The 25,482-nt window shown below is 40.3% G+C and carries 19 protein-coding genes and 6 pseudogenes; 10 read left to right on the forward strand and 15 right to left on the reverse strand.

Annotation, left to right across the window (positions count from 1 at the left end):
- Positions 1-15: 15 nt before the first annotated feature.
- The 6 genes from arfB to A9260_RS01120 all read right to left on the reverse strand — a co-directional run bounded on the left by arfB (position 16) and on the right by A9260_RS01120 (position 6,614).
- Positions 16-426 (reverse strand): alternative ribosome rescue aminoacyl-tRNA hydrolase ArfB, encoded by a 411-nt coding sequence (arfB, locus tag A9260_RS01095; RefSeq protein ID WP_068695337.1) that lies wholly within the window; start codon positions 424-426, stop codon positions 16-18.
- A gap of 15 nt (positions 427-441) precedes the next feature.
- Positions 442-2,952, reverse strand: coding sequence for a DEAD/DEAH box helicase family protein (locus tag A9260_RS01100; protein ID WP_068695339.1), 2,511 nt, complete (start codon positions 2,950-2,952; stop codon positions 442-444).
- Entirely contained in the window at positions 2,953-3,546 is a 594-nt protein-coding gene (locus tag A9260_RS01105) for a class I SAM-dependent methyltransferase (RefSeq protein ID WP_068695341.1), read from the reverse strand.
- Between the two features lie 167 nt (positions 3,547-3,713).
- Positions 3,714-3,980: a hypothetical protein gene (locus tag A9260_RS01110; RefSeq protein WP_068695342.1), complete on the reverse strand. Its 267-nt coding sequence runs from the start codon at positions 3,978-3,980 to the stop codon at positions 3,714-3,716.
- A gap of 266 nt (positions 3,981-4,246) precedes the next feature.
- Positions 4,247-5,476: a peptidase T gene (gene pepT, locus A9260_RS01115; RefSeq protein ID WP_068695343.1), complete on the reverse strand. Its 1,230-nt coding sequence runs from the start codon at positions 5,474-5,476 to the stop codon at positions 4,247-4,249.
- Between the two features lie 160 nt (positions 5,477-5,636).
- Positions 5,637-6,614, reverse strand: a complete 978-nt coding sequence (locus A9260_RS01120) for a 1-aminocyclopropane-1-carboxylate deaminase/D-cysteine desulfhydrase (protein WP_068695344.1) — start codon at positions 6,612-6,614, stop codon at positions 5,637-5,639.
- Between the two features lie 123 nt (positions 6,615-6,737).
- Here A9260_RS01120 and A9260_RS01125 point away from each other — a divergent pair, with 123 nt between their 5' ends.
- Positions 6,738-7,118, forward strand: a complete 381-nt coding sequence (locus A9260_RS01125; protein ID WP_068695345.1) for a GtrA family protein — start codon at positions 6,738-6,740, stop codon at positions 7,116-7,118.
- A gap of 203 nt (positions 7,119-7,321) precedes the next feature.
- Here the strand turns inward: A9260_RS01125 and A9260_RS01130 are convergent, their stop codons facing one another.
- Entirely contained in the window at positions 7,322-8,707 is a 1,386-nt protein-coding gene (locus tag A9260_RS01130; protein ID WP_068695347.1) for a peptide MFS transporter, read from the reverse strand.
- 332 nt (positions 8,708-9,039) lie between these two features.
- The gene (gene sstT / locus A9260_RS01135) at positions 9,040-10,248 is read right to left on the reverse strand and encodes a serine/threonine transporter SstT (RefSeq protein ID WP_068695349.1); all 1,209 of its coding nucleotides are present in this window, start codon (positions 10,246-10,248) and stop codon (positions 9,040-9,042) included.
- Between the two features lie 464 nt (positions 10,249-10,712).
- On the opposite strand from sstT, the gene A9260_RS01140 reads away from it, so the two are divergent.
- The 4 genes and pseudogenes from A9260_RS01140 to tnpC all read left to right on the forward strand — a co-directional run.
- Positions 10,713-12,338 carry a peptide ABC transporter substrate-binding protein gene (locus A9260_RS01140; protein WP_068695351.1) on the forward strand — a complete coding sequence of 542 codons (1,626 nt, stop codon included), beginning with the start codon at positions 10,713-10,715 and terminating at the stop codon, positions 12,336-12,338.
- Positions 12,339-12,578: 240 nt separating this feature from the next.
- Positions 12,579-15,035, forward strand: coding sequence for an MMPL family transporter (locus A9260_RS01145; RefSeq protein WP_068695353.1), 2,457 nt, complete (start codon positions 12,579-12,581; stop codon positions 15,033-15,035).
- 638 nt (positions 15,036-15,673) lie between these two features.
- Positions 15,674-16,042 carry a hypothetical protein gene (locus tag A9260_RS01150; RefSeq protein ID WP_231892619.1) on the forward strand — a complete coding sequence of 123 codons (369 nt, stop codon included), beginning with the start codon at positions 15,674-15,676 and terminating at the stop codon, positions 16,040-16,042.
- A gap of 158 nt (positions 16,043-16,200) precedes the next feature.
- Positions 16,201-17,453, forward strand: a pseudogene (gene tnpC / locus A9260_RS01155) (IS66 family transposase); the annotation flags it as partial.
- A gap of 121 nt (positions 17,454-17,574) precedes the next feature.
- Here the strand turns inward: tnpC and A9260_RS16990 are convergent.
- Positions 17,575-17,934 (reverse strand): annotated as a pseudogene (locus A9260_RS16990) (transposase); the annotation flags it as partial.
- A 190-nt stretch (positions 17,935-18,124) separates the two neighbouring features.
- Here A9260_RS16990 and A9260_RS01160 point away from each other — a divergent pair.
- Positions 18,125-18,505: a hypothetical protein gene (locus A9260_RS01160; RefSeq protein ID WP_156683984.1), complete on the forward strand. Its 381-nt coding sequence runs from the start codon at positions 18,125-18,127 to the stop codon at positions 18,503-18,505.
- 1 nt (position 18,506) lies between these two features.
- Complete coding sequence (locus A9260_RS01165; RefSeq protein ID WP_231892620.1) at positions 18,507-20,237, forward strand: DUF4041 domain-containing protein; 1,731 nt, start codon at positions 18,507-18,509, stop codon at positions 20,235-20,237.
- Positions 20,238-20,267: 30 nt separating this feature from the next.
- On the opposite strand, the pseudogene A9260_RS01170 reads toward A9260_RS01165, so the two are convergent.
- Positions 20,268-21,260: pseudogene (locus A9260_RS01170) on the reverse strand (IS256 family transposase); the annotation flags it as partial.
- Between the two features lie 77 nt (positions 21,261-21,337).
- Positions 21,338-21,580: pseudogene (locus tag A9260_RS17150) on the reverse strand (phage integrase N-terminal SAM-like domain-containing protein); the annotation flags it as partial.
- A gap of 202 nt (positions 21,581-21,782) precedes the next feature.
- Here A9260_RS17150 and A9260_RS01175 point away from each other — a divergent pair.
- Together A9260_RS01175 and A9260_RS01180 are read left to right on the forward strand one after the other, a co-directional pair.
- Positions 21,783-22,064, forward strand: a complete 282-nt coding sequence (locus A9260_RS01175; RefSeq protein ID WP_068695357.1) for a type II toxin-antitoxin system Phd/YefM family antitoxin — start codon at positions 21,783-21,785, stop codon at positions 22,062-22,064.
- Positions 22,061-22,348: a type II toxin-antitoxin system RelE/ParE family toxin gene (locus A9260_RS01180; RefSeq protein ID WP_068695359.1), complete on the forward strand. Its 288-nt coding sequence runs from the start codon at positions 22,061-22,063 to the stop codon at positions 22,346-22,348. Before A9260_RS01175 ends, A9260_RS01180 begins: the two co-directional genes overlap by 4 nt.
- Before the next feature lie 308 nt (positions 22,349-22,656).
- Here A9260_RS01180 and A9260_RS16525 read toward each other — a convergent pair.
- Positions 22,657-22,880: pseudogene (locus A9260_RS16525) on the reverse strand (phage integrase N-terminal SAM-like domain-containing protein); the annotation flags it as partial.
- A 377-nt stretch (positions 22,881-23,257) separates the two neighbouring features.
- On the opposite strand from A9260_RS16525, the gene A9260_RS01185 reads away from it, so the two are divergent.
- Positions 23,258-24,379, forward strand: a complete 1,122-nt coding sequence (locus A9260_RS01185) for a hypothetical protein (RefSeq protein WP_156683985.1) — start codon at positions 23,258-23,260, stop codon at positions 24,377-24,379.
- A 142-nt stretch (positions 24,380-24,521) separates the two neighbouring features.
- On the opposite strand, the gene A9260_RS01190 is transcribed toward A9260_RS01185, so the two are convergent.
- The 3 genes and pseudogenes from A9260_RS01190 to A9260_RS16995 all read right to left on the reverse strand — a co-directional run.
- A complete protein-coding gene (locus tag A9260_RS01190; protein ID WP_068695363.1) occupies positions 24,522-24,821 on the reverse strand; it encodes a type II toxin-antitoxin system RelE/ParE family toxin in 300 nt (99 codons plus the stop codon).
- A gap of 7 nt (positions 24,822-24,828) precedes the next feature.
- Positions 24,829-25,071: a type II toxin-antitoxin system Phd/YefM family antitoxin gene (locus A9260_RS01195; protein WP_068695365.1), complete on the reverse strand. Its 243-nt coding sequence runs from the start codon at positions 25,069-25,071 to the stop codon at positions 24,829-24,831.
- A gap of 104 nt (positions 25,072-25,175) precedes the next feature.
- Positions 25,176-25,310: pseudogene (locus tag A9260_RS16995) on the reverse strand (integrase); the annotation flags it as partial.
- Between the last annotated feature and the right edge of the window lie 172 nt (positions 25,311-25,482).

Raw genomic sequence — 25,482 nt, forward strand, 5'->3', positions numbered from 1 at the left:
CAAACTAGGCTGAGTCTAAACAACTCGGCCTCGCATTGATTTGGTTTGCCCCTTCCTTTTTTTCGCTTCTACACGTCGTCTTTGAGAACCTTTGGTTGGCTTAGTCGCGCGACGCCTTTTTTGCACCACAGTGACAGTTTTTATTAGTTCTTGTAAACGGCTTAACGCATCTTGTCTGTTCAAGTCTTGAGTACGATGCGCTTGTGCTTTAATCACTATTACCCCATCACTAGTGATGCGACTGTCCGATAACGCAAGTAAACGTTCCTTATACACAGCCGGTAGCGATGAGCGATTGATATCAAAGCGTAAATGAATTGCCGATGAGGTTTTATTAACGTTTTGTCCACCCGCACCTTGCGCGCGAATAGCGGTCATTTCAATTTCCCAATCGGCGAGGGCAACAGTATTTGAGATTTGCAGCATAGATATCTTAATCGTTTACGGTTGCTCAGAATAATGGGATTTTATGTATTTAGCCAGTCGATAATCTAAAAGCTCTTTGGCTAAGCGATGCAGCAATGCGCTATCTTGTTTTGAAATCTCAATATTGGCAACGAAACGCTCCTCTATTATCGAAAAAGCCGATGTTGGGCTGTTTTTAGTTTTATTAGTCAGCGCCTTGATCGGATTGATTTTCCAATAGCGTAACCAACTGGCTTCTGATGGTGATATATCCTGATATTTAGCAGACAGTTCGTGAGCAAATAACGTCGGATAGGTTTTTAATATGTGCCAACTTTTATGCGCAAGCTCAGCAAGAGTTGGCGGGTGGTTAAAACCATCAAGCTCAAGAAAAGCCTCAAGTAAAATGGGTTTAAAACACTTGGTCATGGACGTCATTTGAATGTGTTTAAACAAAAAAGTATCGTATTTTTCAATAACATCGGTTAATGCAGGGTCATCGGAAAAATGTGCTACTAATTTGAACCAACTGCCATGCTGTTTATTGACTTTAGTTAACTCATATCCAGCATGAAAAAACTCGCTGGCGGCTGGTCTATGGCCGAGGTGTGCTTCCAGTAATTGATATTCATCCATCGCGGTATGCTTAAAGCGTTTTTTAAGCTCTTGCCAAAATTCGATGACTTGCGGCGCAATATTGACATGACATCCTTTACCGAGTGTCACAGGCGATGAATATTGTGCCGGATTTTCTTGAACTTGCTGGTTATTAATTGGCGTTTCACTGCTAGAGTCTTGATCAAGTACGGCATTCTTTGACGCTGAATCTGGCAGTTGAAATAGGTCACTGCGTTTTAAAAAAGAGCGATGATTACCAAGAAAATCCAATACAACAACGTGAGACTTATTAGGGGAGGTTCTCAGTCCTCGCCCAAGTTGTTGTAGGAATATGATATTGGACTGGGTTGGTCTGATCATCAAAATAGTATCAATTGACGGCAGGTCGGTGCCTTCATTAAATAAGTCGACACAAAATAAGACCTGTATCGCGCCCGTATCTAAAAGGGATAACGCTTCATTACGTCTTATCTTTGATTGGCTATGCACCGCGACGGCTTTAAAGCCTTGCGCTGAAAAGTAATGGTTAAATTGTTGCGTCATATACTCTGCGTGAGCAACGGACACACAAAAGGCCAATGTTCGGCTTTGTTGATGTTTAAGCCAATGCTTAAAGATATGATGAGCACGTTTAGTGGTGGCAAACTCAGCATCGAGTGAGGTTGGGTCAAACTTTCCATTGCGCCACGGAATGGCTTGATAGTTGAGTGTATCGTCCCAAATCCCGTAGTAATGAAAGGGCACCAGTATGCCGTCATTGATGCCATGCACAAGGTTACGTTCAAAAACCAGATTGTTATTGCACAAAGAGAGAATGTTGGTCTGATCGGTACGCTCTGGCGTGGCAGTCAGCCCCAATAAGAATGTTGGCTCAAAGTAATTAAGAATGTTGAGATAAGTATTTGCGCTGGCATGATGAAACTCATCAATGACAATATAATCAAAATGTTGTCGAGCAAATTGCTGTAAATGTCGCTCTTTTCCGAGTGTTTGTACCGATGCAAATAGCAGTTCTTTATCTGCTGATTTCTCAGTACGATTAAAATAGCCGGCTGATCGATTGGGCCATAGTTTGGTATACGTATTTAGGGCCTGAGTTAAGATTTCTTCTCTGTGAGCGACAAATAAGACCCTGCGGGCGTTGATCTGCATAGCATCAAAGGCTGACAGCCAAGTTTTGCCCATGCCAGTGCCTAAAACCACTAGCCCTCGGGTATTGCCTTGGGCTCTTGATGTCAAAAGCGCCTCTAATGCCTCTATTTGAACGCAGTTAGGCGCGTAAACCTCATCCTCTTCAATGCCAACTGGAGTCACTAGATTTAAAGGTAAAGACTGCTGCCTTCTTTCAATGTATTGATCAATCCAACCATCACTAAGAGTGGTTGAGTTGTCATGATCAAAGATTTTGTGAAATTCATGTCTGATTAACTGAAATTGCTGAGCCTCAAAGGAGTGCTTTGGTTCTTTATGATCAAAGCGAAGGCACCATTCATGAGCATTGGTTAAGGCCGCACGGCTTATATTATTTGAGCCGATAAATGCACTGCCATTATAAAAGGTGTGCTCTTTATCGGTTCTGACAAATATAAACGACTTCATGTGAAAGCCAGTCTCTTTTGCCTCAAAGATCTTAACTTGCGTGTTGTTTGACGTGATCGCCATTAAAGAGCGCAGTGCAATAGGATCGGTAATGCCTAAGTAATCTGAAGTGAGCAATCTAATGCGCAAATCAGTCGCGTTATTCTTAGAACGTTCAATGGCTTCTTCTATCGCAGGAAGCAGTAATTGTAAGCCTGAGCTTTGAATAAACGAGACCGCAATATCAATTTCTGTGGAATGGTTAATGGCGTGCAGTAGTTGTTCTAATAGCGGATTATCACCACCGGTTGTGAGAACATTTTCTTTTAAAGTTAAGGTGTTATAAGGCATTTAAACACTCTTCTTTAATATAGCATTTAGCCATTTTTCGTGTTCTCTACCCGGTCTTAAATCTTCCGTTTCCCACCAGGATTGTATTTCTAATACTTGAGTTGCAGCAATGGTGTCTTGGAGCTTGCACAGGGTTAAGTCTCTAAAGAATCGGCCATTTCGTTCTCGCTCTAAATCACCGAGTTTAAACGAGCAATAAAAATGACCTGATGATTTCAAAAATTGACTTAAATGAACAAAGGTTGTTTGCAGTTCATCTTCTGCAACGTGCAGTAGTGACGCACAAGCCCAAATTCCGTCATAGTGATTTTGTTTAGCGGTGAAGTCTAAGAAGGTTGATTGTGTGACAGCAAGACCAGTCAGTTGTGAGGCTAGGGTGACTAATTCGGTGCTAGCATCAAAAGCATCAACTACAAATCCTTGCTCTAAAAAAGCTTTGCTATCGCGTCCAGAGCCGCAACCGGCATCTAAAATATGAGCCTGCTTTGGCAATAATGGAAGAAACCTTTGATACAGAGACTGCATTTCAACTTCAACAGTCGAATTGAAAAATTGCTGGGCGTTTTGGTTGTAATATCGCGTCGTGCTGTTCATTGGCATTCCTTAGTTTCCTTTAGCAATGGTAGCAAATTCAACTGTTTTAGGAACGATTTAACCGCTTATGATAGTGAAGATTATGTTTTCATTCACACAATAAAAAAGCCAAGAGGGGATTTAACGCTCTTGACTTCATTGGTATAGCAAAATTTGATTGTTAGCGCTTACGCTTCTAGCAACTCAAGGGGAACTGGGCTTTGAATATTATTTAGAAACTCTTCTAAAACAACGCGGTTATCAGCGTTGATGGTCACGCCCCATTGCGCTTCTTGATTGGCTTTATTGATGAAAATAATCTGCTCTTCGTTTGATTCCCAGAATTGAACTGATGACTCGTCGAAGTAATCGTAGATATTTTCAGATAGTGTGCTTCTTAAGTTTGTGCAAAGTCGAGAGTTATTGTCGCTTGGCATTAACGTAACTGAAAACATAATTATTATCTCTTTTAATGTTGTAGGTACACATCTGCAAAATTTGCAGACAATAGGCAACGCTTATTTGAGTTTTAGTCTATCTAAGAGTGCCTATTGATGCTTACCATTATGCGCCAGTCAGTATTAAAAGTTATTGAGCTAGATCGCAAAACCACACTATCTTCATGGTTATCTGACCTTTTCCTGACTTTATTTTGACATTAAAAATAAATTATCACCAGTTTAGTCGGTCTTAGAGGCTGCTCAACATGGATTAATTAGTCTTAGTTCTTAGTATTCGTATTGTTTTGCGCCAGTTGAACAATCACTTCTACTGCTTGTTGCATGCCATTAATGGTGATGAATTCATGAATGCCATGGAAGTTGTATCCACCGGTAAAAATATTCGGGCAAGGCAGTCCTTTAAAGGATAAGCGCGCACCATCTGTACCACCACGGATAGGCTTGATGTTCGGCTGAACATTGCAATCAAGCATGGCTTGTTTTGCCAGTTCTATGATGTGAGGGTGAGGCTCGACCATTTCTCGCATATTAAAATAACTGTCAGTTAACTCTAACTCGATGTGACCTTTGCTTAACTGAGCATTTAACGCATCCACTTGTTGCTGGATAAAGGCTTTTCGTTGTTGCAGTTGCGTGCGATCAAAGTCGCGAATGATGTAGGATAGTGTGGTGCGGGCAACAGAAGGCGTCATTGATTTAAGATGATAGAAGCCTTCATAGCCTTCAGTACATTCTGGGGTCTCTTCACTTGGCATCAAGCACTGAAATTGTGCTGCGATGTTCATTGAGTTGATCATCTTACCTTTTGCTGTGCCTGGATGAACATTCACACCGTGGCAGATAACATTGGCTGTGGTAGCGTTAAAGTTTTCGTACTCAAGCTCACCAACGGGGCCACCATCAATGGTGTAAGCCCATTGTGCGCCAAAGTTTTCTACATCAAATAGGTTTGCTCCACGGCCAATTTCTTCATCTGGAGTAAAGCCAATGCAGATATCGCCATGGGGGATAGTTGGATTAGCTTTAAGGTAGGCAATAGCCGTTAATATTTCCGCAATCCCTGCTTTGTTGTCTGCGCCAAGTAACGTCGTACCATCGGTTGTAATCAGGTTGTGGCCATGCAGAGAATTGAGATCGGGGTATTGGCTAGGAGAAAGAACTTCACTTGAAGTGCCAAGTACAATGTCACCGCCTTGATAATTTTCTATGATTTGCGGATTTACATTTTTACCCGAAGCATCTGGCGCGGTATCCATGTGTGCGATAAAACCAATAGCGGGCACATCATAGTCAATATTTGAAAGAAGCTTTGCGCTGAGGTATCCATTGTCATCTAAAATAACATCGCTCAGTTCTAGCTCAATCAGCTCTTTGTGCAGCTGTGTTGCAAGTACACGTTGTCCTTGGGTGCTAGGACAATGTTGGATATTTCCGTCTGATTGAGTATCAAAGCTGACATAGCGCAGAAAGCGTTCAACTAACTTTTCCATTTGATTTAACCTTGCTAATTTTATTGCTGTTAGTATCTAGCGATAGGCAACAAAAAAGCTTGCGATAAATCAGGTTTTGGTAAAATCCTCGTAAAGAAAACGCTTTATTTTTAATTCTACGCAAACGATTGCGCATGTTATTTTAGGGCAATCGCGTTGATCAGCTGCTTACTGATTCAAATTTGCGTTGGTAGCGAGGAAGCATAGTTTCATTGCCTAATATGCCACCTTGATGAATATACAGCACAGTAACGTCTGGATTATTGTCCATCCAAGGTAGCAGACAGTTCCACATATATGGGTCGTAAAGAAGATCAAACTCGACGTTGGTGTTTTTTTCAAGCTTTTGCCAAACGTCATACTCTTGCTGATACAGTTTGCCAAAGTGGTGTTTGTAGTCGCATGACAAAATGTTAGGTCCATCGCTCATGCCTAACTCCTGCCACTGCTCTCGTAAGTAGGTATCACCGCCGACGCAAGCGCAGGTCAATACTTCAATATTGTGCGGTTTTAGGTGCTTATGCAGGTATAACGCGGTTGTCCCAGTCCCTGAAGGTAGGGCAATAGCAAACTTCTTGGTTGGTTTATAACGAGTCCAATCGAGTATCTCGGTTGCCAGTCCTTGTACGCCTTTCTCCGCTAGAGTACTACGTCCACCTTCAGGAATAACAAGGCAATTGGCGCCAGGCTTTCTGATGTGCTGAATGTAGTGACTTGGCTCTATTGATTGCTCGTTACCTTCAGCTGCGTTTTCTTTGACAAGATTACCTTCGAGATCATTCTCTTTAAGAACATCGTACTCAGCGCTGTTACACTCGATAATGTTTGCACCAAGATCCAGTGCGCCACGATAATTGCCTCTCGGATTATCTTTTAGCCATTGCGGTATACGGTGTACATAAAATTCAAATTTCCATTTTTTGATTTTACAAAGTGCCGCAAGAGAATAGAGCGAATTGGCTTGAATTGAGCCGTAACCAATTAAGGTATCTACACCAGGATAATCTTCTTGGAGTAAGCGCATGAACTTTCGCGCTTTGTTTCCGGAAAAGTGTTGATGCAATTGTTCGTCACGTTTTAAATAAAAACTATGGTTTTTAAATATATGCTGTGTAACAGGGCTAGTATTAAGTTTCATAAGTACGGCTTTGGTTAGTAAGCGACGAGTCGAAATTGCAAAAGGGGGCTCATATTAGACGCATTTTGTGCTTATACCAAGATGATTTACTTACATTAAAATGAACTCTTATAAAGGTTTGGAATGAAAAACGGTCGTTTTGTGCGCTTTGCTAAGGTGGGTGCAGTAGGCTTTGTGGTTGATATCGTCGTCTTTTCGATTTTGGTTTACCTGATTGGGATACCGTTAATGCTCTCTAGGGTGTTGGCATTCATTGTGGCGGCAACCACCACATGGCTTGGAAATCGGATTTATACGTTTAACAGTACCGATGCTCGGTTTACGCAATGGAAACGATTTTTTGTTTCAGCGTGTATTTCTATGATCCCAAATCTAATTGTATTTAAGGGGCTGGTGCTTTATCTAGGAGAGGGCTCATTTGCTCATTATATTGCGTTTGTGCTTGGAGTAGGGGCAGGCTTGATGGGGAATTACTTATTAAGTTCTAGGTGGGTATTTAGATGATACCAATCACAGTAATTAAGTGGTCAGAAATAGCGCAGGAAAAACACTTGAGAACAAGACGCTATTTTTGATAAGTAGTTGTTCTACATTCAAAAATTGCAACGCCGTTATCAAGTGTTTTAACAAGCTAGAATGAGCAGTTAATTACTACGATTGGTATATAATAAGGGTCGCAATGCTGCGACCCTTATTATGAACGCTAATTAGTTAGCAGTGACGGTTTTGAGCTTTTGCTCGTCGTCTGAATTTGATTTACTTTCTGCGCCATGCATCCATTGAACAAGGATGTTAGACATACAAAGTAAAATCACGCCAGAAATTATGGCAGCAACGGCAATGCCACCAAAGATAGGTATTGCACCTAAATCACCAACGTGTGAACCAATAAAGCCTGCTACATAGTTAGCAATCGCATTAAAGCCAAACCAAGTACCCATCAACAAAGAAGCCAAACGAAGTGGGGCAAGTTTTGTCACCATGGATAGACCAATAGGGGAGATACATAGCTCACCTAGAGTATGGAAGAAGTACGCTCCCACCAACCAAATCATGGATGTTTTAACAGTTTCATCACCGCCTTGTTGGAAGACTGCGCCTACCATAAATAGGAAACCAACCGCTAGGAAGAACAGTGCAAATGCAAATTTAACCGGTGAGGTAGGTTCGCGTTTGCCCATTTTGACCCATATAGCAGCCAATATTGGTGCTAGCATCATGATAAATAGAGGGTTCAACGATTGGAACCAAGCAGCAGGTACTTCAAAGCTACCTAACATGCGGTCAGTATATTGTTGAGTATAGATGTTCATTAGGCCGCCGGCTTGTTCAAAGCCTGCCCAGAATACGATAACGAATAGACCAAGGAAAAGAATAACCTTCAAGCGGTCGCGCTCTTCTGTAGTCAGTGGATCTTTATTCTTCTTACCGTGTTTTTGACCAAGTCTAACAGCAGGAATCGTACCAATATTGCCCAGCCATGAGTGACTTAGGCTCAGTTGTAGAACAACACTGAGCATCATACCGATACCCGCCACAAGGAAACCTGCATTCCAGCCATAAGCGTCAGCAGCACTACCGGCAACAATACCGGCAATCAGTGCGCCTAAGTTGATGCCCATATAGAAGATGGTGAATGCGCCATCACGACGGTTATCGCCTTCTTCATAAAGATCACCAACCATAGTTGAAATATTTGGCTTAAATAGACCGTTACCCAATATCAGTAAGGTTAAACCTAGATAAAACGACGTGTAAGCATCAATGCCAAATGCACCGGCTGGAAGCGCCAGAGAAAATTGACCGATGGCCATTAATACGCCACCGATAATGACGGATTTACGTTGTCCTAAATAGTTATCTGCAATCCAACCACCAATCAGTGGTGTTACATAGACCAGTCCGGTATAGATACCGTAGAGATCCAGTGCGTCTTTTGTGCTCCATCCTAAGCCACCATTTAATGTGGTGTCTGTAAGATATAACACAAGAATTGCGCGCATCGCATAATAAGAGAAGCGCTCCCATAGTTCAGTACTAAAGAGGAGAAATAGACCACGCGGGTGGCCCAAAATGGTTTTTTGATTAGTCATAGTTGTGTCTGTATTTAATAGTTTTAGTTATAAGCATTAATAGATATACAGGGCGAGGCTAAGAACATCAATTGTTACAATTTTACTGTTTATGTGACAAGGCTTCCATAAGGCTTTGTTTTATATGGATAATATTTTGTGGTGGCGAGTGGTTTTGCTTGGTGTGAAAACTTACTTTGCATTATTGCGCGCTTAATTGGTTGCAATAGAGTTTAGCTACTAGGAGGGTGAGTGACTTGCTGAGACAGGTATTTTATCTCCTTGCTTGTTTAATAGGCATAATAAAGGCCGGTTTCCCGGCCTTATTTAAAATTAAATCTTTTAGATTTTAATTATTTGGCTTGCTCGGCTTTGCACACGGCTGCGGTAAAGACGACATCAGTTGAGCTGTTTAGAGCTGTTTCTGCTGAATCTTGAATAACACCGATAATGAAGCCTACACCAACCACTTGCATTGCGACTTCGTTTGGAATACCAAATAGGCTACATGCTAGAGGAATCAGAAGCAGTGAACCGCCTGCAACACCTGATGCGCCACATGCAGAAACCGCGGCAATTAAACTCAGTAGCAGAGCAGATAGGAAGTCAACTTGAATACCTAATGTATGCACTGCTGCAAGCGTTAATACGGTAATAGTAATTGCTGCGCCACCCATGTTGATGGTTGCACCAAGAGGAATAGACACAGAGTAAGTATCTTCATCAAGTTTTAGCTTTTTACATAATGCCATGTTCACTGGGATGTTAGCCGCACTTGAGCGAGTGAAAAATGCGGTTACGCCACTTTCACGTAGACATTGCAGTACCAACGGGTATGGATTTTGTTTTGTTTTTACCCAAACAATCACAGGGTTTACCACAAGCGCAATGATCAGCATGGCACTAAGTAGTACGAATAGTAGGTTAGCGTAGCCCATTAGTGCACTAAAGCCGGTGGTTGCAAACGTTGCCGCAACTAAACCAAAGATACCAATTGGCGCTAGACGAATAATAAAGCGTACAATTTGTGATACACCGTTACTTAGGTCTTCAAATACAGATTTTGTTGTATCAGATGCGTGGTGCAGTGCCAGACCCAAACCAATACCCCAAGCAAGAATACCAATGTAGTTGGCTTCCATTAGTGCATGAACTGGGTTATCAACGATTTTAAATAGCAGAGTGTGTAGAACTTCTGCAATGCCTTGAGGAGGCGTTGCACCCGTAACGCTATCAACAAGTGTTAGTGTTGTTGGGAATGCGAAGCTCAATAGTACAGCGGTGATCGCAGCTAAAAAGGTGCCAATTAAATAGAGAACTACGATTGGACGCATGTACGTATGTTGGTTTTTCTTTTGGTTGGCAATAGATGCCGCAACCAAGATGAACACCAGAATAGGGGCAACGGATTTTAGCGCGCCAACAAATAAGCTACCTAATAAACCAACGCTGGTTGCAGCAGAAGGTGAAAAAGTCGCAAGGAGCGCACCGGCAACGATACCGATTAAGATTTGCATGACAAGGTTTCCCTTGGCAATACGGGCGATGAATGTGTTTTGCATAATATATCCATATATAGGGAGTAAAAGCCTCTCCCTTATGTTTTATTAGTTACTTGACGTTGGCTTTAACGTTTTTAATTATGGTCTACTTAGTGATCGCATCAGTAAATAGGCCGTAATTCCTAGCATAAAACGATTAAATGAATTGTCTAGTGCATAATTGCATGTAATGGCATCTTTTTAGCGTTCTATGTTGATTTTGTGGCGCATGGTGGTGTTATTTCATATCTTTGTATAAGTGAAAAGAATAATTAGTTACGAAGTTGTGCGCTAACAAGTTGAATTTCAAGAATATTAATGATTATTATCATTAGCTTGCTTATCTATCATCTATGATGATAAGTGCTGATTTTTCAGGTTAAAATGCGCATTATCAGCGTATAAAATAGGTTTTATTTTTAATGTTGCTTACGCTTAATTAAATTAATACCTCTATTTGAGTAATTGTAAAATAAGGACGCTTCATGAATAGACCGCTTACTGGGTTTTTGGCGATAGCCACTTGCTTAACCACATCACTGCCAACTTTTGTTGCAGCATCACCTGTCCCTGCAGGCACTTTATTGGCGGCTAAACAAGAACTAGTGCGATCAAATGATGCAGAAGTGGCGACATTAAACCCGCTGAATGCGGAAGGCTTACCTGAAATGCACGTAATACGTGATTTATTTGAAGGTTTAGTGATTCAAGATGCGCAAGGCAATGTGATTCCAGGAATGGCAGAGCGTTGGGAGAATGAAAAGAATCAGGTTTTCACCTTCTATTTACGTCCTGATGCAAAATGGTCTAATGGCGACCCTGTCACCGCCAGTGATTTTGTTTATAGTTTGCGCCGAGCGGTGGACCCTTTAACGGCGTCGCCTAATGCTTGGTATTTAAAGTTGACTAATATTGCCAATGCCAAACAGATAATTGAAGGCAAGCAAGCCCCAGAACAATTGGGCGTGACGGCAATAGATGCCCATACATTACGTTTTAATTTAGACAAACCCGTACCTTACTTTTTGGCCATGCTGGTGCACACAGTAATGATGCCTGTACATCAAGCAAGCATCAAAGCGCACCCTGATACTTGGGCAAGACCGGGCAACTTGGTATCAAATGGTGCATTTGTTCTGGATAAATGGGTTGTGAATGAAAAAATCACCCTAAAGAGAAACTCAAATTATTGGAACGATAGGGAAACCACCCTTAACCAAGTCACCTATATTCCGTTTGAAAATCAGATGTCAGCATACAATCGATATCGCAGTGGTGAGGTCGATATTACCTCTGATGTTCCGGCGCAAATGGCGCAGAAATTACAAAAAGAATTACCTGATGCATACCAAATCTCGCCGTTGTTATGTACCTATTACTACGCATTTAATACTCAACGAGCACCGTTAAATGATGCCAGAGTCAGACAGGCGCTGTCTTATAGCATCATGCGCGATGTAGTAACTAATGGCATTACCGACAGCGGCCATCTACCCGCATATACCTTTGCTCATAAAGAGGTGGCTGGGTTTAAAGCCTCATTACCCGAGTATGCGAAATTAAGTCAAAAACAGCGTGATGAAAAAGCCAGAGAATTACTCAAAGAAGCCGGCATCAACAAAGACAATCCAGCTTCTTTAAATTTGCTATACAACACCTCAGAAAGTCACAAAAGTATTGCGGTGGGTATAGCGGCAATGTGGAATAAAACATTAGGGCTTAATGTGACTTTAGAGAACCAAGAATGGAAGTCGTATCTTGATTCTCGCAAAAATGGCCAGTTCGATATTTTACGAGCATCGTGGTGTGGTGATTATAATGAAGCATCGACATTTTTAAGTCTGTTTACCTCAGATAATGACCGCAACTTTGCTTTTTATGCCAACCCTGAATACGACGAAGTAATGAAGCAGGCACAAACAGAAACTGAAGTGAGCAAACGCAATAAGCTGTACGATAAAGCGGAAGGGATTTTGTCAGCCGATATGCCTATTGCACCAATCTATTTCTTTATGCAAGCTCGTTTAGTTCGTCCTAATGTGGGTGGCGTTCCAACTCACAATGCAGAAGGGCGGATATACTCGAAGAATCTCTACATTAAACGCCTTTAGATTTACAGCGTCTGAGTTTGCCAAAAGCTCAGACGCTTTACTCAATCTAGAGCAACAATAAAGAACATGAAACAATTGCTCTCTAGAGGGCTTTGTAGTGAGAAATGACGATGGAATTGTTTAGTATCTGAGCGCACAGTAACACTTTTACGCATTCTGTACTGTATAGATTGCTATGCGGAGCCCTTTGTTGAATAATTCGCCTCCCTAATTATTTTGTCGTTTTTTAGAGGCACCTAAGTGCAACGTTTTACAGATACTATTATTCACTTTCCTAAGTTCCTGCTGTTATTGATAGTCTCTGTCACTGCGGTCGCCGGTTATTACGGTGCGACTCAATTCTCTATTAACGCCAACATTGAAAACCTTGTTAAGCAGCAAGGGCCTTGGCATGACAATCTGAATACTGTCAATGCGATGTTTCCTGAAACGAGTAACGTCCAAGTTGTCGTCTCTTCAAAAGACATCGAACAAGCCAAACGAGCCACTAAAAAACTGACTCACGCCTTTGAGCAACAACCGTTATTTAGCCATGTGTTTGCTCCCTCGACCTTACCTTGGTTTGAACGTAATGCTTTGGGCTTTGTGAGTGACAGTGAGTTCCAAGGAATGAAAGACAACCTTGCATTGTTGCTCCCTAGTATTGTTGCCTCTAGAGATAAGCAAAGCCTGTCCGCTTATTTAGGGGCCTTGAATACACAGCTCTCTTCATCTGAATTCAATGAGCAACAAATACAAGTACTGATAAAGCCTTTACTTGAATCATTAAGCTATCAAGACGTCAATTGGCACTCTTTATTATTGCCTCAAGCTACGGTACCAAATGGCTACGTTATTAGCTTAAATGCGGTTCCGGATCTTAGGCAATCTGAGCCAAACAAATACATTATGATGACGGTGCGAGAGGTAATTTCTAGTGTTGGAATGTCAGCAGATGTCATGGTGCGAGTCACTGGGCAAACCGCATTAGATTTTGATGAGATTCAAGATGCGAACGACAGTATTGCGCTGGCCGGATTGATCTCTTTGGTCAGCTTAGTGGTGATATTAGCCGTTGGTATTCGCTCTTTAAGAATCATTATTGCGAGTTATCTGGCGGTAGTGGTGGGCTTAATATGGACGCTTGCGGCAGGTCTTGCTGTGGTTGGTGCATTTAATACCATTTCTATTGTATTCATGGTGATATTTATTGGCCTTGGGGTCGATTTTGCCATTCATTTAAGTTTGCATATCTATGAACAAAGGCTGAAAGGGCACAATAACCAAGACAGTCTAGTTCAATCCATCCAACACTGCATTTCGCCTCTAAGCTTGTGCGCGTTGTCATCGGCTATCGCTTTTCTCAGTTTTTATCCCACTGCATATATTGGATTGGGCGAGCTTGGGGTGATATCCGCAATTGGCATGGTATTGGGGCTACTCGCGACATTTCTTGTGATTCCGCTGTTTTTCCAGTTTTTTGGTTATCCCAAAGTAAGACGAGATCGAGCAAAGCGTTCAAAGCTGGCTTTAAAGCTGAGTGAGTATATTCAAGCTAAGCATAAGAAAATCATTCTGCTTACTTTAGGTGGGGTTATCGTGACTACCTATGCCAGTATGCAAGTTCAATTTGATTTCTCAACCTTGATTTTAAAGAATAAAAACTCAGAATCAGTGGAAACAATGCAGTGGTTACAAGACCATAAATTAGGTTCAAGCTATCAATTATTAGCCGTGGCTAAAGATGAACAGCAAGCGCAAATGTGGCAGCAGCAATTGCTAAAACAACCAGAAGTGGCTTCGGTTATTAGCGCCTCTTCATTTTTGCCTACTCATCTTTCTGAACGTGCCTTACAACTCCAGCAGTTGTTTGATGCTCAACATCAGCAGCAACACTCAAAAATAAAGCCAATGACATGGAAAGCTTTTTCTGAGAAATACGCACAACTACTGCCAGTTAGCATTGAAGCGAATAATTTGGATGAGCAAGCATTAAAGCAGCACCTAAAAACGAATATCGAGTCTTTGTTGTCACTTGCCGCTATTGGAAACAACAGTGTTGTCACTGTGGATGAACTGCCGATTAAAATTCGTGAAAATTACATTAACGAACAGGGACAATGGTTGGTTTCAGTCATGCCTGCCGGTGATATGCGAGACGTGTCTACTGTGAATGCCTTTATTGAGGCAGTACAAAGCATCGCACCGCAAGCGACAGGGCGAGCATTAGCAGAGCAGCAGGTCGGCAAAACCGTGATTAAGGCGTTTTATATTGCGATTGGTTTGTCGGTGATTAGCATTACGATTATTTTATTACTTAGCGTAAGTTATAAACGTGATGTTTTGTTTATCTTTATACCGCTATTGCTGACCACAAGTACCACCTTAGCCATTTCTCATTGGCTGGGGCAGTCTTTGAATATGGCTAATATTATTGTCATTCCATTAATTTTTGGACTTGGCGTGGATAACGGAATTCATATTGTAAAACGCTTTAGACACGAACAAACCATTACTCGGTTCTTTTCTTCATCCACCCCCAAAGCCACTCTGATAAGCTGTCTAACTTCCATTGCCACCTTCGGCTCTTTGATACTGGCAGAGCATCAGGGGATGCATTCAATTGGCGTATTATTGACTATCGCTCTCAGCGCAATACTGTGCTTTAGTCTATTGATTTTGCCAGCTTTCTTACATCGATTTGAACCAAGTAGATAATAGTTAATAAAGTTACAACCAGTAAAACAAGGCCGTTATGGCAAGGCGTTGCGCTGTGGTGGAGCTGAATACTGGAAGAGCCTATTACTGGGGCGAACGCATGAGTGAGCATTTGTCGTACAATCATGTACATCATCTCCACAAGACGCCGTAAAATCATCCTTGATGGCTTCACTGTGGCATCCATGCCACAAAGACTTGTTCCGATAATGCACATGATTTTATTCAAATAACGTTCGTGAGCTCAGCCTTGGCTTATTACAAGCTCCTTTTTATGGGACTTAGGTTCAAGTGAACAAAAGCGCCGCAATTTGATTTGAGTTTTCTCAAGCACAGAACTCTAACCATGCAGCCAAACCTTCTAATCCACTACCGTCCTTACATTCGTATATGACGTCGAGTTTCTTCTGAAAATTGGCTTGTTTAGTCGAGGGGCAGTCTCGTTTTTTTGAAAGAAGATTAAATAAATTATTGTTAATCATAGAATTAATACTGCTATTCCTAAGATAACGAGCATTGTTAAAGAATGGTAACGCGCACGCTAATTTTCACGTAAATAAAGAACGCAAAGTGTGATGTGTATTTGTTATATTTCAGTGGGTTATGGTAGTTTAAGTGAAATATAAGAAAGTAGAAAAATGAGCAGGCTTGTTATTAATAATGTTATGAGATTGAGGCAAAAATACGTAATGACACAAGTTCTCGATATAATAGATAAGGCAATCAAAAGGCTTGTAGCTCCCGCTGCAATGCTTGTTGCAGCGGAATTGATGAGCCGAGGATTAGATAAACCTGATGCAGACTCGAATTTTATCAAGTTCACTATGGCTGTGTTAGGCCTTTGGGCTCTAGGTTACATGGTATTTTCAGCTAAAGAAGCCATGCAGGCCTTTGACGAGGCAAATATCGGTAAGTACAAGAAAGCGTTATTAAGCTCTTCATTTTTATTGGTTTATTTCGTTCTAGCCATAGCAGCTATTCGACTTGGCTTCGACAAAATCACATAACAAATAAGGATAAGTGTCGCCCAGCCGACACTTTATCTGGGTGTTGAACAAGCCCAATCGTGTAGTTGTCCTCTATTAGTAAATTGCTCTTTGGTGAGACTAGCTTGAAATGAACCTCATCGACTTTCTACAAGTCGTACGAGGCTATCGAGTCGAATCCGCTACCTACAGAGCTAGAGCGTGAAGTACATCAGCACACGCTCAATGCTCCTTACTGCGAATGCTGTATGAACCGCTGCATAAATACGGCACCGAAGTCTCGGAAGATCTAAAAATCATCCCTCAAAAAGTCAGCGTTGTACGCCATGAACGTACTAAGTACGCTTGCCGTCAGTGTGAAAAGACACAAACTAGCAGCAAGATTATCACAGCGCCTCGACCAGCTAATATGATCCCGAAAAGTATGGGTAGCCCTGAAGCCTTCGCTACTGTCGTAACCGCAAAGTATGTCGATGCGCTGCCACTTTATCGCCAGGTCGACATTTTAAAGCGCTCTGGTATCGACTTAAGCCATGGGACACTCGCCAACTGGTGTGTGCAACTGGGTAACAAAGTGAATGTCATCGTTGAAGCGATGAAAGTCCATTTACTGAATGAGAAGCTAATCTGCGCCGACGAAACCACCGTTCAGGTTTTACGAGAGCAAGACCGAAGTGCTCAGAGCAAATCTTATATGTGGGTCTATCGTAGTGGCGAGTTCGTCAAACAGCCTGTGGTTATCTACGACTATCAATCAAGTCGCGCAGGACAATGCGTTAAAGACTTCTTAGGTGCTTACTCTGGCTACCTGCTAACGGATGGTTACCAAGCTTATAATGGCCTCAACAATGTCAATCAAGCTGGTTGCTTAGCGCATGTAAGAAGAAAGTTTACTGATGCACAAAAAGTCCAACCGAAGAAGAAATCAGGCCGAGTAGAAAAGGCCATGAGCTTTATCGCTAAGCTTTATGGCATTGAGCAAGAAGCCAAAGGCTTATGTGCTATCGAAAGGCAGCAGTTGCGCCAACAAAAATCAAAACCTATCTTAAACAAGTTCCACGAATGGTTGCTAGAAAGCCAAGAAAAAGTGCTGCCGAAAAGTCTGCTAGGTGGTGCTATTAATTACACGGTCAACCAATGGCCTAAGTTGCTCACCTATCTAGAAGATGGTGATATTAGTATTGATAATAATGTGACTGAGCGAGATATCCGCCCGTTTACAACGGGTCGGAAAAACTGGATGTTCTCAACCTCGGTTGAGGGTGCGACAGCGAGTGCCAACTTGTATAGCTTAGTGATGACTTGTCGGGCGAATAATATCAACCCATATTACTACTTCACGCACTTGTTCAAAGTGCTTCCGATGCGGTCGCCTCAAGATGATCTCACTGATCTTATGCCATGGAACTTGGAAATCAATGAGGCTGAATAAAGCCTCACTGCTTAATTAGACGCTTACGTTTAATCCGTATGACATAATGGTAATTCCTTGTGTTGGCTGCTAAAAGCAGCTTTCACCAAACTTTACGCTTCCCGTCAGTACCATGCTTCTAGACCTTCCAATCTCCTTTGCCATGAAGCTTTAGGCCAGTGACATAAATAGCTAGATGCTGTATCGAACCTCCACCTGCTTGGCTCGACGACTTATACAGGTGTAGTGCGGATAAACCAGCGGTACGTTGAGTTTAGAAAACCTTGTAGTGCTTTCAATAGCATAGAGAAAATGTGTATTACCATCAGTGCAGTAGTATGGCTAGGTCACTGAATCGACGGTGCCTGCCACGCTACTCTGTTTACTTTGTTGTTTCTGCTCGCTTATGGCTTCCATCAATTCAGAAAGTGAGTGAACCGCGGTTGATTAGGGCTTTGTTGTACTGTTTCCAGTTAGCCGTTTTGTAACGAAGTTTCGGCATAAGGCTAGGATGATTAACTGATGTAGCGGATCAGATCGTAACTTTCTGATTTAGTTCCATCGAATTACGAAAGAAAGTCGTAAATTACTAGTAATGGTAATTTGCTTAGTTTTCATGGCGCATAATGATAATTTAACGTTTCAGATTTCTGCTATCCTGATGAAATAGCAACAAGTAATCGAGGCGATGTGTGGCTAAGCGTAGACAAAGAAACAATTCTCTTAAGTACCATAATACAAAGATGAAAAATAAAGTAATACCATTTTATAATAATGACAACGATACCTGGTATGACACAGATCTACGTGAAAAAGCAATTAACAGTCCAGCATCAAATAATGTACAAGCTAGGAAAGATAACTCTAGCAAGTCCAAAGTTAGAAATGAGATCATAGAAAAACCTGAAAATACTCAATGTTCAACCAGAGCAATTAATAAAGTGAAAAAAATAACGCTTCTTGACAAGAAAGTAATAATCAAGAAAAAGAAAGATAATGAGTTAAAATATAGTGGTATTTTGGATTCTAGAAATATTGAAAGATTAAAATTGATTAGAGAGATTTTTAAATAGAATGAATATTTTGCTGATTGTTCCTGTGTTAATAGTTTTAATGGTTTTACTCATATTGCTTTTTTACATTAGAAATAAAAAGGAATGTAGCTTTAAATATAGAGAGTTAAAGGCTGAGCTTATTAAGCTGCAAGATGATAAAAGTAAAATTCTAGATGATATAGATAATAGCCGATCTATTCTATTGGGTTTTGATGATAATATTGAAGGTGTTAATAATGAGATATACGAAAAAAATACACTATTAGAACGTATTAAAAAAGATCTTAATCTGTCTGAAAAAGAATTATGTGTTAAAGATCGAGATATACAAGCTGCCCAAATAAAGCTAGATAAGATAAGTGTTCAAGTAAAAGACCTAAATAATAAGTCTATTGAGATATCTAAAAACATTAAAGTGTTGAGTGATAGTTTATCAAAAAAAGAAAAAGAGAAGAAAATTATCGATAGAGAAATTAATAGTATATTCGAGAAGAAAAAGAAATATAATATAGAACTCGGTTCGCTTAGTGATAAATTAAAAGAAGTGAAAAAACAAACAAGTGACCTAATTAAGATTGAAAAAGAGCGAACTAAGATCGTAAACTCTTATGAGAAGGCGAAGTCAGATCTTAGTAAAATGAGAGATACTAAAATTGAGCTGAATTCAGTAATGTCTAAGCTCGATTTGTATAGCAGAATTGATGAGTTTACTTCAGTTGGACATTTTGAAACACCTAACTATTTGTATAATACATCAGATAGATATGCGTTCGAGATTAAAGATATAAGAGAAAAGCAGAAGGCTATGATTAAAGGCGGTTCCGCTATCATAGTTCCAAGGGAATCATACTTGACTGGAGATTCGTCTATTGTGGATAGCATCTACAAAGGGCAAGTAAAATTAATGCTTTCAGCCTTCAATATAGAATGCGATTACTTAATTGGGAGTGTGACTCCAGCAAAAATTGAACGTACATTAGAACAGATAACTAATAAAGCTAGTTCAATAGAAAAAATGCCATCTACATTGGAGTGTACATTTAACTTAGAATATTTAGAGCTGAAACTTAAAGAGTGCAAGCTTCAATATGAATATGGTTTATTGAAAGAAGAAGAATCAATAGAACAGAGATTGATAAAAGAGCAAATACGAGAAGAGCAGAAAGTAGTTCGTGAGCAAGAGATGCAAATAGCTGAAGCGAAAAAAGAAGAGGCTTTATACAGGAAGCTATTAGATTCCGCTCAAAAGAAACTTAGTACCTCAAGTGATAAAGAGCGAATGGTGATGGAGCAGAAAATAAGTATTCTGGAGGATCAACTTAAAGAAGCTGAAGAAAAAGAAAAGCGTGCTTTAAGTATGGCTCAACAGACGAAAAAAGGTCATGTATATGTAATAAGTAATATTGGCTCATTTGGTGAGAAGATATACAAGATTGGATTAACTAGACGCTTGGATCCTCAAGATAGGATTAAAGAACTTGGAAATGCTAGTGTCCCGTTCCCATTTGACGTACATGCTATGATTTACTCAGATGATGCACCAGCCTTAGAAGCTGAATTGCACAGAGCATTTGCTGCATATCGAGTTAATGCAGTTAACTTGAGAAAAGAGTTCTTCAATATTGATATTAATAGGATTAAACAGAAAGTAGAGAGTATTTCTGGAATGAATGTAGAGTTTAAAATTACGTCACTAGCTACTGATTACTACGAAAGTTTACGCTTAAAAAATGGATTAAGTGCTGCTTAGAGGCTGTAACAGATTCTGTGTAACTGACATTTAGTTTATGTGCTTCTCGACACGGTCTTCGAACTCGATGATAAATCGACTCATCGCCTGACGCCAGTTTTGAATGGGCATCGTCCATTTTTTACTGGCATCTTTAATCGCTAGATAAACCATCTTAGTTGCCGCTTCATCATTTGGGAAGATTTTACGCTTCTTCAAAGCCTTACGTATCACGCTGTTGAGTGATTCAATCGCATTGGTTGTGTAAATGGCTTTTCGAATATCTTGCGGGTAGTTAAATAGCGTATTCAAGTTTTGCCAGTGATTACGCCAAGACTTGGTTATTTGAGGGTACTGGGCGTCCCAGGTTTCACCGAACCGCTCTAATTCAAGTAACGCTTCGTCTTCTGTTGCCGAACGGTATATTCGCTTCAAGTCAGCCGTGACTGCTTTATAGTCTTTCCAAGAGACGTATTTCAGAGAGTTGCGTACCATGTGAACGATACATAGCTGAATATGTGTTTCAGGGAACACTGTATTGATAGCATCAGAAAAACCTTTTAGGCCATCCACGCAAGCTATAAGTATGTCCTCAACGCCACGTTGGTTAAGCTCTGTCAAAACATTGAGCCAGAACTTTGCGCCTTCGTTTTCTGCTATCCACATACCCATCAATTCTTTTTGCCCGTCAGTATTAATTCCAAGGGCAAGGAAGATGGATTTGTTGATAATACGTTTATCTTGACGCACCTTAATCACAATGCAGTCAAGGTATACGATGGGGTAAAGGGCATCAAGCGGACGGGACTGCCACTCAATAATTTCATCGATGACGGCGTTTGTCACTCGCGAAACGAGACTCGGTGAAATCTCAGCACCGTACCATTCCTCAAAGGCATTGACGATGTCACGCGTGCTCATGCCTTGCGCGTAGAGCCACAGAATCTTATCGTCCATTGACGTAAATCGAGATTGGTGTTTTTTAACGAGCTTAGGATCGAAAGAGCCATTGCGATCACGAGGTGTATCGAGTTCGAACTCCCCTGAAGTTTATCGCGATAAATGGGTCATGTAGGCTTGGTGATCCCAACGCATGCCATGTCATGTTTGATAGTGCTTCATGAGTGAGATTTGATGAGGTTAGCAAAGAAAGCTTTTAAGTCATCCGTGCTTAAAGTATCTGGCGAGCGATTAAAATAGTGAGTAATCCGACGTACCGCACGGGAATAAGCATCAATTGTCGCAGGCCGTTTACCTTGCAGTTTAAGATTGGCAAGGTGTTGTCCATAAAGGGAATTAAAGTGTTGTTGTTCATAATGTTGTCTCCAGTATGAGCCTCTAAAATTAGAGGGTACTGAAAGTATGGATGATGAAGGTTCTTTTCTGCCGCCTAGCGGCTTTGCTCAACAAGTCATTTAAATGGAAAATTAACAGTTGGCAATCGCTTCGCGATTATACGGCAACCATTAATTTCCACTTAATAAGGCGTTGATTTTTCTTAGTATTGCTGAATATTTATACTTGCACTATAATTGGTACAAAATTAAGTACAACTAAGGTGCTATTATGACTCGACTAAGATTAGACCAAGATATTCAACCACTTTCAGAATTTAGAGCTGGCGTTGCGTCGTTTATTCGTCAAGTTAACGAAACGCGTAGACCTTTAGTTATTACTCAACGTGGTAAAGGTGTTGCTGTTGTTTTAGATGTTGCTGAATATGAAGCAATGCAAGAAAAAATAGAGTTACTGGAAGAAGTGCAGCAAGCTGAAGCACAAATCGCTAGTGGTTTAGGTTTATCTAATGATGATGCTCGTTCTAAAATCTTAGAGCACTTACGTTCATGAATGTTATTTGGTCGCCGCTTGCTTTAGACAAAATAGGGCAGACAGCGGAATACATAGCATTAGACAATCCATCAGCGGCAGAAAAATGGGTTAATGATGTATTCGATAAAGCTGAGAATTTAGGTTCATTTCCAGAGTTGGGTCGTCTTGTCCCTGAGCTGAATAAAGCCAATTATCGTGAAATCATTTTTGGTAATTACCGCATTATTTATAGCGTAATGTTAAGCGTAAATATTTTAACGGTTCGTAACTGTAGTCAATTGCTTACTATGGCTGATATATAAAATTATAACGAATAAGGGTAAGTGCCACCCAACCGACACTTAATCTGGCTGTTGAACAAGCCCAATCGTGTAGTTGTCTTCTATTAGTAAATTGCTCTTTGGTGAGTAGCTTGAAATGAACCTCATCGACTTTCTACAAGTCGTACGAGGCTATCGAGTTGAATCCGCAATGATTGACCCTGATGAACTCTAATTATCTTGTGACTTTAAGAGTGTTTACTCTCCCTTAGTGTGTTCTCGCATGATCAAACCTGAAGTTTATCGTGATAAATGGGTCATGTAGGCTTGGTGAGCCCAACGCATGCCATATCAAGTTTGACAGTACTCCATGAGTGAGATTCGATGAGGTTAGCAAAGAAAGCTTTTAAGTCATCTGTCTTAAAGTATCTGGCGAGCGATCAAAATAGTGAGTAATCCGACGTACCGCACGGGAATAAGCATCAATTGTCGCAGGCCGTTTACCTTGCAGTTTAAGATTGGTAAGGTGTTGTTCATAAAGGGAATTAAAATTGTGTTGTTCAGCGCTGTTCATCATGTTGTCTCCAGTATAAGCCTCTAAAATTAGAGGGTACTGAAAGTATGGATGATGAAGGTTCTTTTCTGCCGCCTACGGCTTAGTTCAACAAACGCTTTAAATCTGATTCGTGAATGTGCGCTATTTTCGCCTTGCTCAATTTTGGCACACGTCACTCACAGTTTAAGCGGGCGTTAGCCTCCATCAATCATAGGGACATAAATCAATTGAAGAATATATTTTTACTATTAATTTCAATCTGGAGAACTCTCAAAGGTATAAGTCACCGCATTGTGTGGCTTAAATATCACTACCTTCAGTTCTTATTATCTCTTTTTTCTGCTTATATCGTGTTCTCACTCTTTTCTATATCTGGTAACGAACTAAGAGAACAGTTGACTAGCATTCAAAATTATGGATATTTGACAGAGTCTATAGCAATACTAGTTATCATCTTTTCGCTTGTTAAAGGATGGAAACTTTTGCGCACAGACATAGTATTTGAAAAGCAAGATAATATTAATCAGTTACCAAAAGAAATTGACATATATAAAAAAATAAGCACTTTTGATGACCACTCTATTGTTTATGATGATTTGGTCAATAGAAACTTAGAGTCGGGTTCTAATCCAATAAAGCTTAATAATGAAATCTTTGAACTGCATCCTTTAGTTAATGAAATGCTTCCTTTTTTTATTCTAAATATGCCTGAAGCAAAAATTGATACAACAGACGATTTGAAAGTCAGGCTTAATAGCGATATCGATAATCAATTCATTACCTCTAATCTAGAAGTCAATCTTCAGAAAACATCCTATTTTAGAGATAGACTTTCAAATAGCCTTGCTAATTACATAGTAATGAAAGATGGACGTATTATTTTTGATTTAAGACCTCGTGAAGTATTAACCCAAGAAGGGTATTTCTATAGTTTGAGAGAGTCAAAGCTATCAAATCAACTAGGAGGTAGTGTTATTTTATTTACCTCAGACTCTTCTATTGTGTTACTTAAACAAGGAAATAGAACATCTGAGAACTCTGGAAAATTAGCACCCTCAGGTTCTGGTTCTTTTGATTATCTCACTAAAAAATCTATAGGAAAACAAACGTTCCAAGAGTTTTCAAAACAGCAAATCACCAGGGAATTAACTGAAGAATGTGGTCTTGATAGTGCAGATATACATGATATACAGATATGTGGATTTGGACGTTATCTATACAGAAATGGAAAGCCTGAAATTTTTTGTGTGGCATCCACAAAAAAAAGCTCAAGTGAAATATCAATCCCTATTAAAGAATTAGACTTCCACCAAAAAGAAATTGAAATAGTATCATTTAGGACAGGACTGAGTAAAGAAAATGTTATTTCGGTTTTAGATAAGCTCATTTCGAAAATAGAAAACAAAGAGAATGGTTTCTCAAACTGTTCTGGTGTTCTTTATTGGAATGTATTATTTGCAAAAAAATATATAGAAACCCTAGATGATGAAAGGCTACAAAAACTTTTCGCAATTTAGGCTAACAAATTAATTAACAAGGACAAGATACAGTTGGCTATTTTCGTTTCTCAAATTTTAGCCAATTATATTTGTCTGTTATTAGGGCGTTAGTTTACCAATCGAAATTATCACCCTAACTAGAAATGCCAGAGTGTGAGAATTAACGTAGGTGGTTTTGTGGTAACTGCGATTGTCCGAGAACTGCAACGACCAGAATATAATCGTCTTCCTTGGTGAAGTAAGCAGTATGTTTGCCAATCGGAAAGTAAAAACCGTTTTGATATATATCATCGCAGCTTCTTCCGATTGCGGGATGATCAGCTAGCATCTGGAATCCAGTAAGAAGTGTGTCTTTGTAGCTATTCCACTGCGTTTCTGAAAAATTTGTAATTGTATAAGTTTTGATTTTGCGTAAATGAGTCTGCGCTAATTTGCTTAGTTTAAATTTGCTCTTGTGCATATTTTACTTATAACGTGTTGAGGAAGTTTTCACCGTCAACCACATTGCCCAAAGCTAAGTCTTGTTTTGCTGATTCAAAGCAGTGTTTTATGTAATCAGCTTTCATTGCTTCAAGTTCTTCATAATCTTTAATCGACATCACGACGACAGCATCTTTGTTGTTTTTGCTAATTTTAATTGGTTCACGCTGAGCATTTAGAAGTAGCTCACCGAAATTACGTTTGGCATCATTTGCTGTTAATGTGTGCATAGTTAAGCTCCAATTTTCGGATTACAGAGAAATTATAACTTATCGTGCGTAATGTGCAATTTAATTAAATCGTGCGATTTGTGTGAAAAGCGAACTGACAAACGATCAGCATAATGATTCATCCAACGTACCGCACGGGAATAAGCATCAACTGTCGCAGGCCGTTTGCCTTGCAGTTTAAGATTGCTAAGGTGTTGTTCATAAAGGGGATTAAAGTGTTGTTGTTCAGCGCTGTTCATCATGTTGTCTCCAGTATGAGCCTCTAAAATTAGAGGGTACTGAAAGTATGGATGATGAAGGTTCTTTTCTGCCGCCTAGCGGCTTCGTTCAACAAGCCAATTAAGCGGAACTAAAAACAGTTTGCTCGGTTTCGCTTCGCTACACATTTTAGCCGTTTATTGGGGGGTAGTT

Source organism: Vibrio sp. UCD-FRSSP16_30 (assembly GCF_001676025.1).
GTDB lineage: Bacteria > Pseudomonadota > Gammaproteobacteria > Enterobacterales > Vibrionaceae > Vibrio.

What these genes read in the sequence shown, in the direction of transcription:
- arfB (WP_068695337.1), bottom strand. Translation starts at nt 426, where the DNA reads ATGCTGCAAATCTCAAATACTGTTGCCCTCGCCGATTGGGAAATTGAA.
- A9260_RS01100 (WP_068695339.1), bottom strand. Translation starts at nt 2,952, where the DNA reads ATGCCTTATAACACCTTAACTTTAAAAGAAAATGTTCTCACAACCGGT.
- A9260_RS01105 (WP_068695341.1), bottom strand. Translation starts at nt 3,546, where the DNA reads ATGAACAGCACGACGCGATATTACAACCAAAACGCCCAGCAATTTTTC.
- A9260_RS01110 (WP_068695342.1), bottom strand. Translation starts at nt 3,980, where the DNA reads ATGTTTTCAGTTACGTTAATGCCAAGCGACAATAACTCTCGACTTTGC.
- pepT (WP_068695343.1), bottom strand. Translation starts at nt 5,476, where the DNA reads ATGGAAAAGTTAGTTGAACGCTTTCTGCGCTATGTCAGCTTTGATACT.
- A9260_RS01120 (WP_068695344.1), bottom strand. Translation starts at nt 6,614, where the DNA reads ATGAAACTTAATACTAGCCCTGTTACACAGCATATATTTAAAAACCAT.
- A9260_RS01125 (WP_068695345.1), top strand. Translation starts at nt 6,738, where the DNA reads ATGAAAAACGGTCGTTTTGTGCGCTTTGCTAAGGTGGGTGCAGTAGGC.
- A9260_RS01130 (WP_068695347.1), bottom strand. Translation starts at nt 8,707, where the DNA reads ATGACTAATCAAAAAACCATTTTGGGCCACCCGCGTGGTCTATTTCTC.
- sstT (WP_068695349.1), bottom strand. Translation starts at nt 10,248, where the DNA reads ATGCAAAACACATTCATCGCCCGTATTGCCAAGGGAAACCTTGTCATG.
- A9260_RS01140 (WP_068695351.1), top strand. Translation starts at nt 10,713, where the DNA reads ATGAATAGACCGCTTACTGGGTTTTTGGCGATAGCCACTTGCTTAACC.
- A9260_RS01150 (WP_231892619.1), top strand. Translation starts at nt 15,674, where the DNA reads ATGAGCAGGCTTGTTATTAATAATGTTATGAGATTGAGGCAAAAATAC.
- A9260_RS01165 (WP_231892620.1), top strand. Translation starts at nt 18,507, where the DNA reads ATGAATATTTTGCTGATTGTTCCTGTGTTAATAGTTTTAATGGTTTTA.
- A9260_RS01175 (WP_068695357.1), top strand. Translation starts at nt 21,783, where the DNA reads ATGACTCGACTAAGATTAGACCAAGATATTCAACCACTTTCAGAATTT.
- A9260_RS01180 (WP_068695359.1), top strand. Translation starts at nt 22,061, where the DNA reads ATGAATGTTATTTGGTCGCCGCTTGCTTTAGACAAAATAGGGCAGACA.
- A9260_RS01190 (WP_068695363.1), bottom strand. Translation starts at nt 24,821, where the DNA reads ATGCACAAGAGCAAATTTAAACTAAGCAAATTAGCGCAGACTCATTTA.
- A9260_RS01195 (WP_068695365.1), bottom strand. Translation starts at nt 25,071, where the DNA reads ATGCACACATTAACAGCAAATGATGCCAAACGTAATTTCGGTGAGCTA.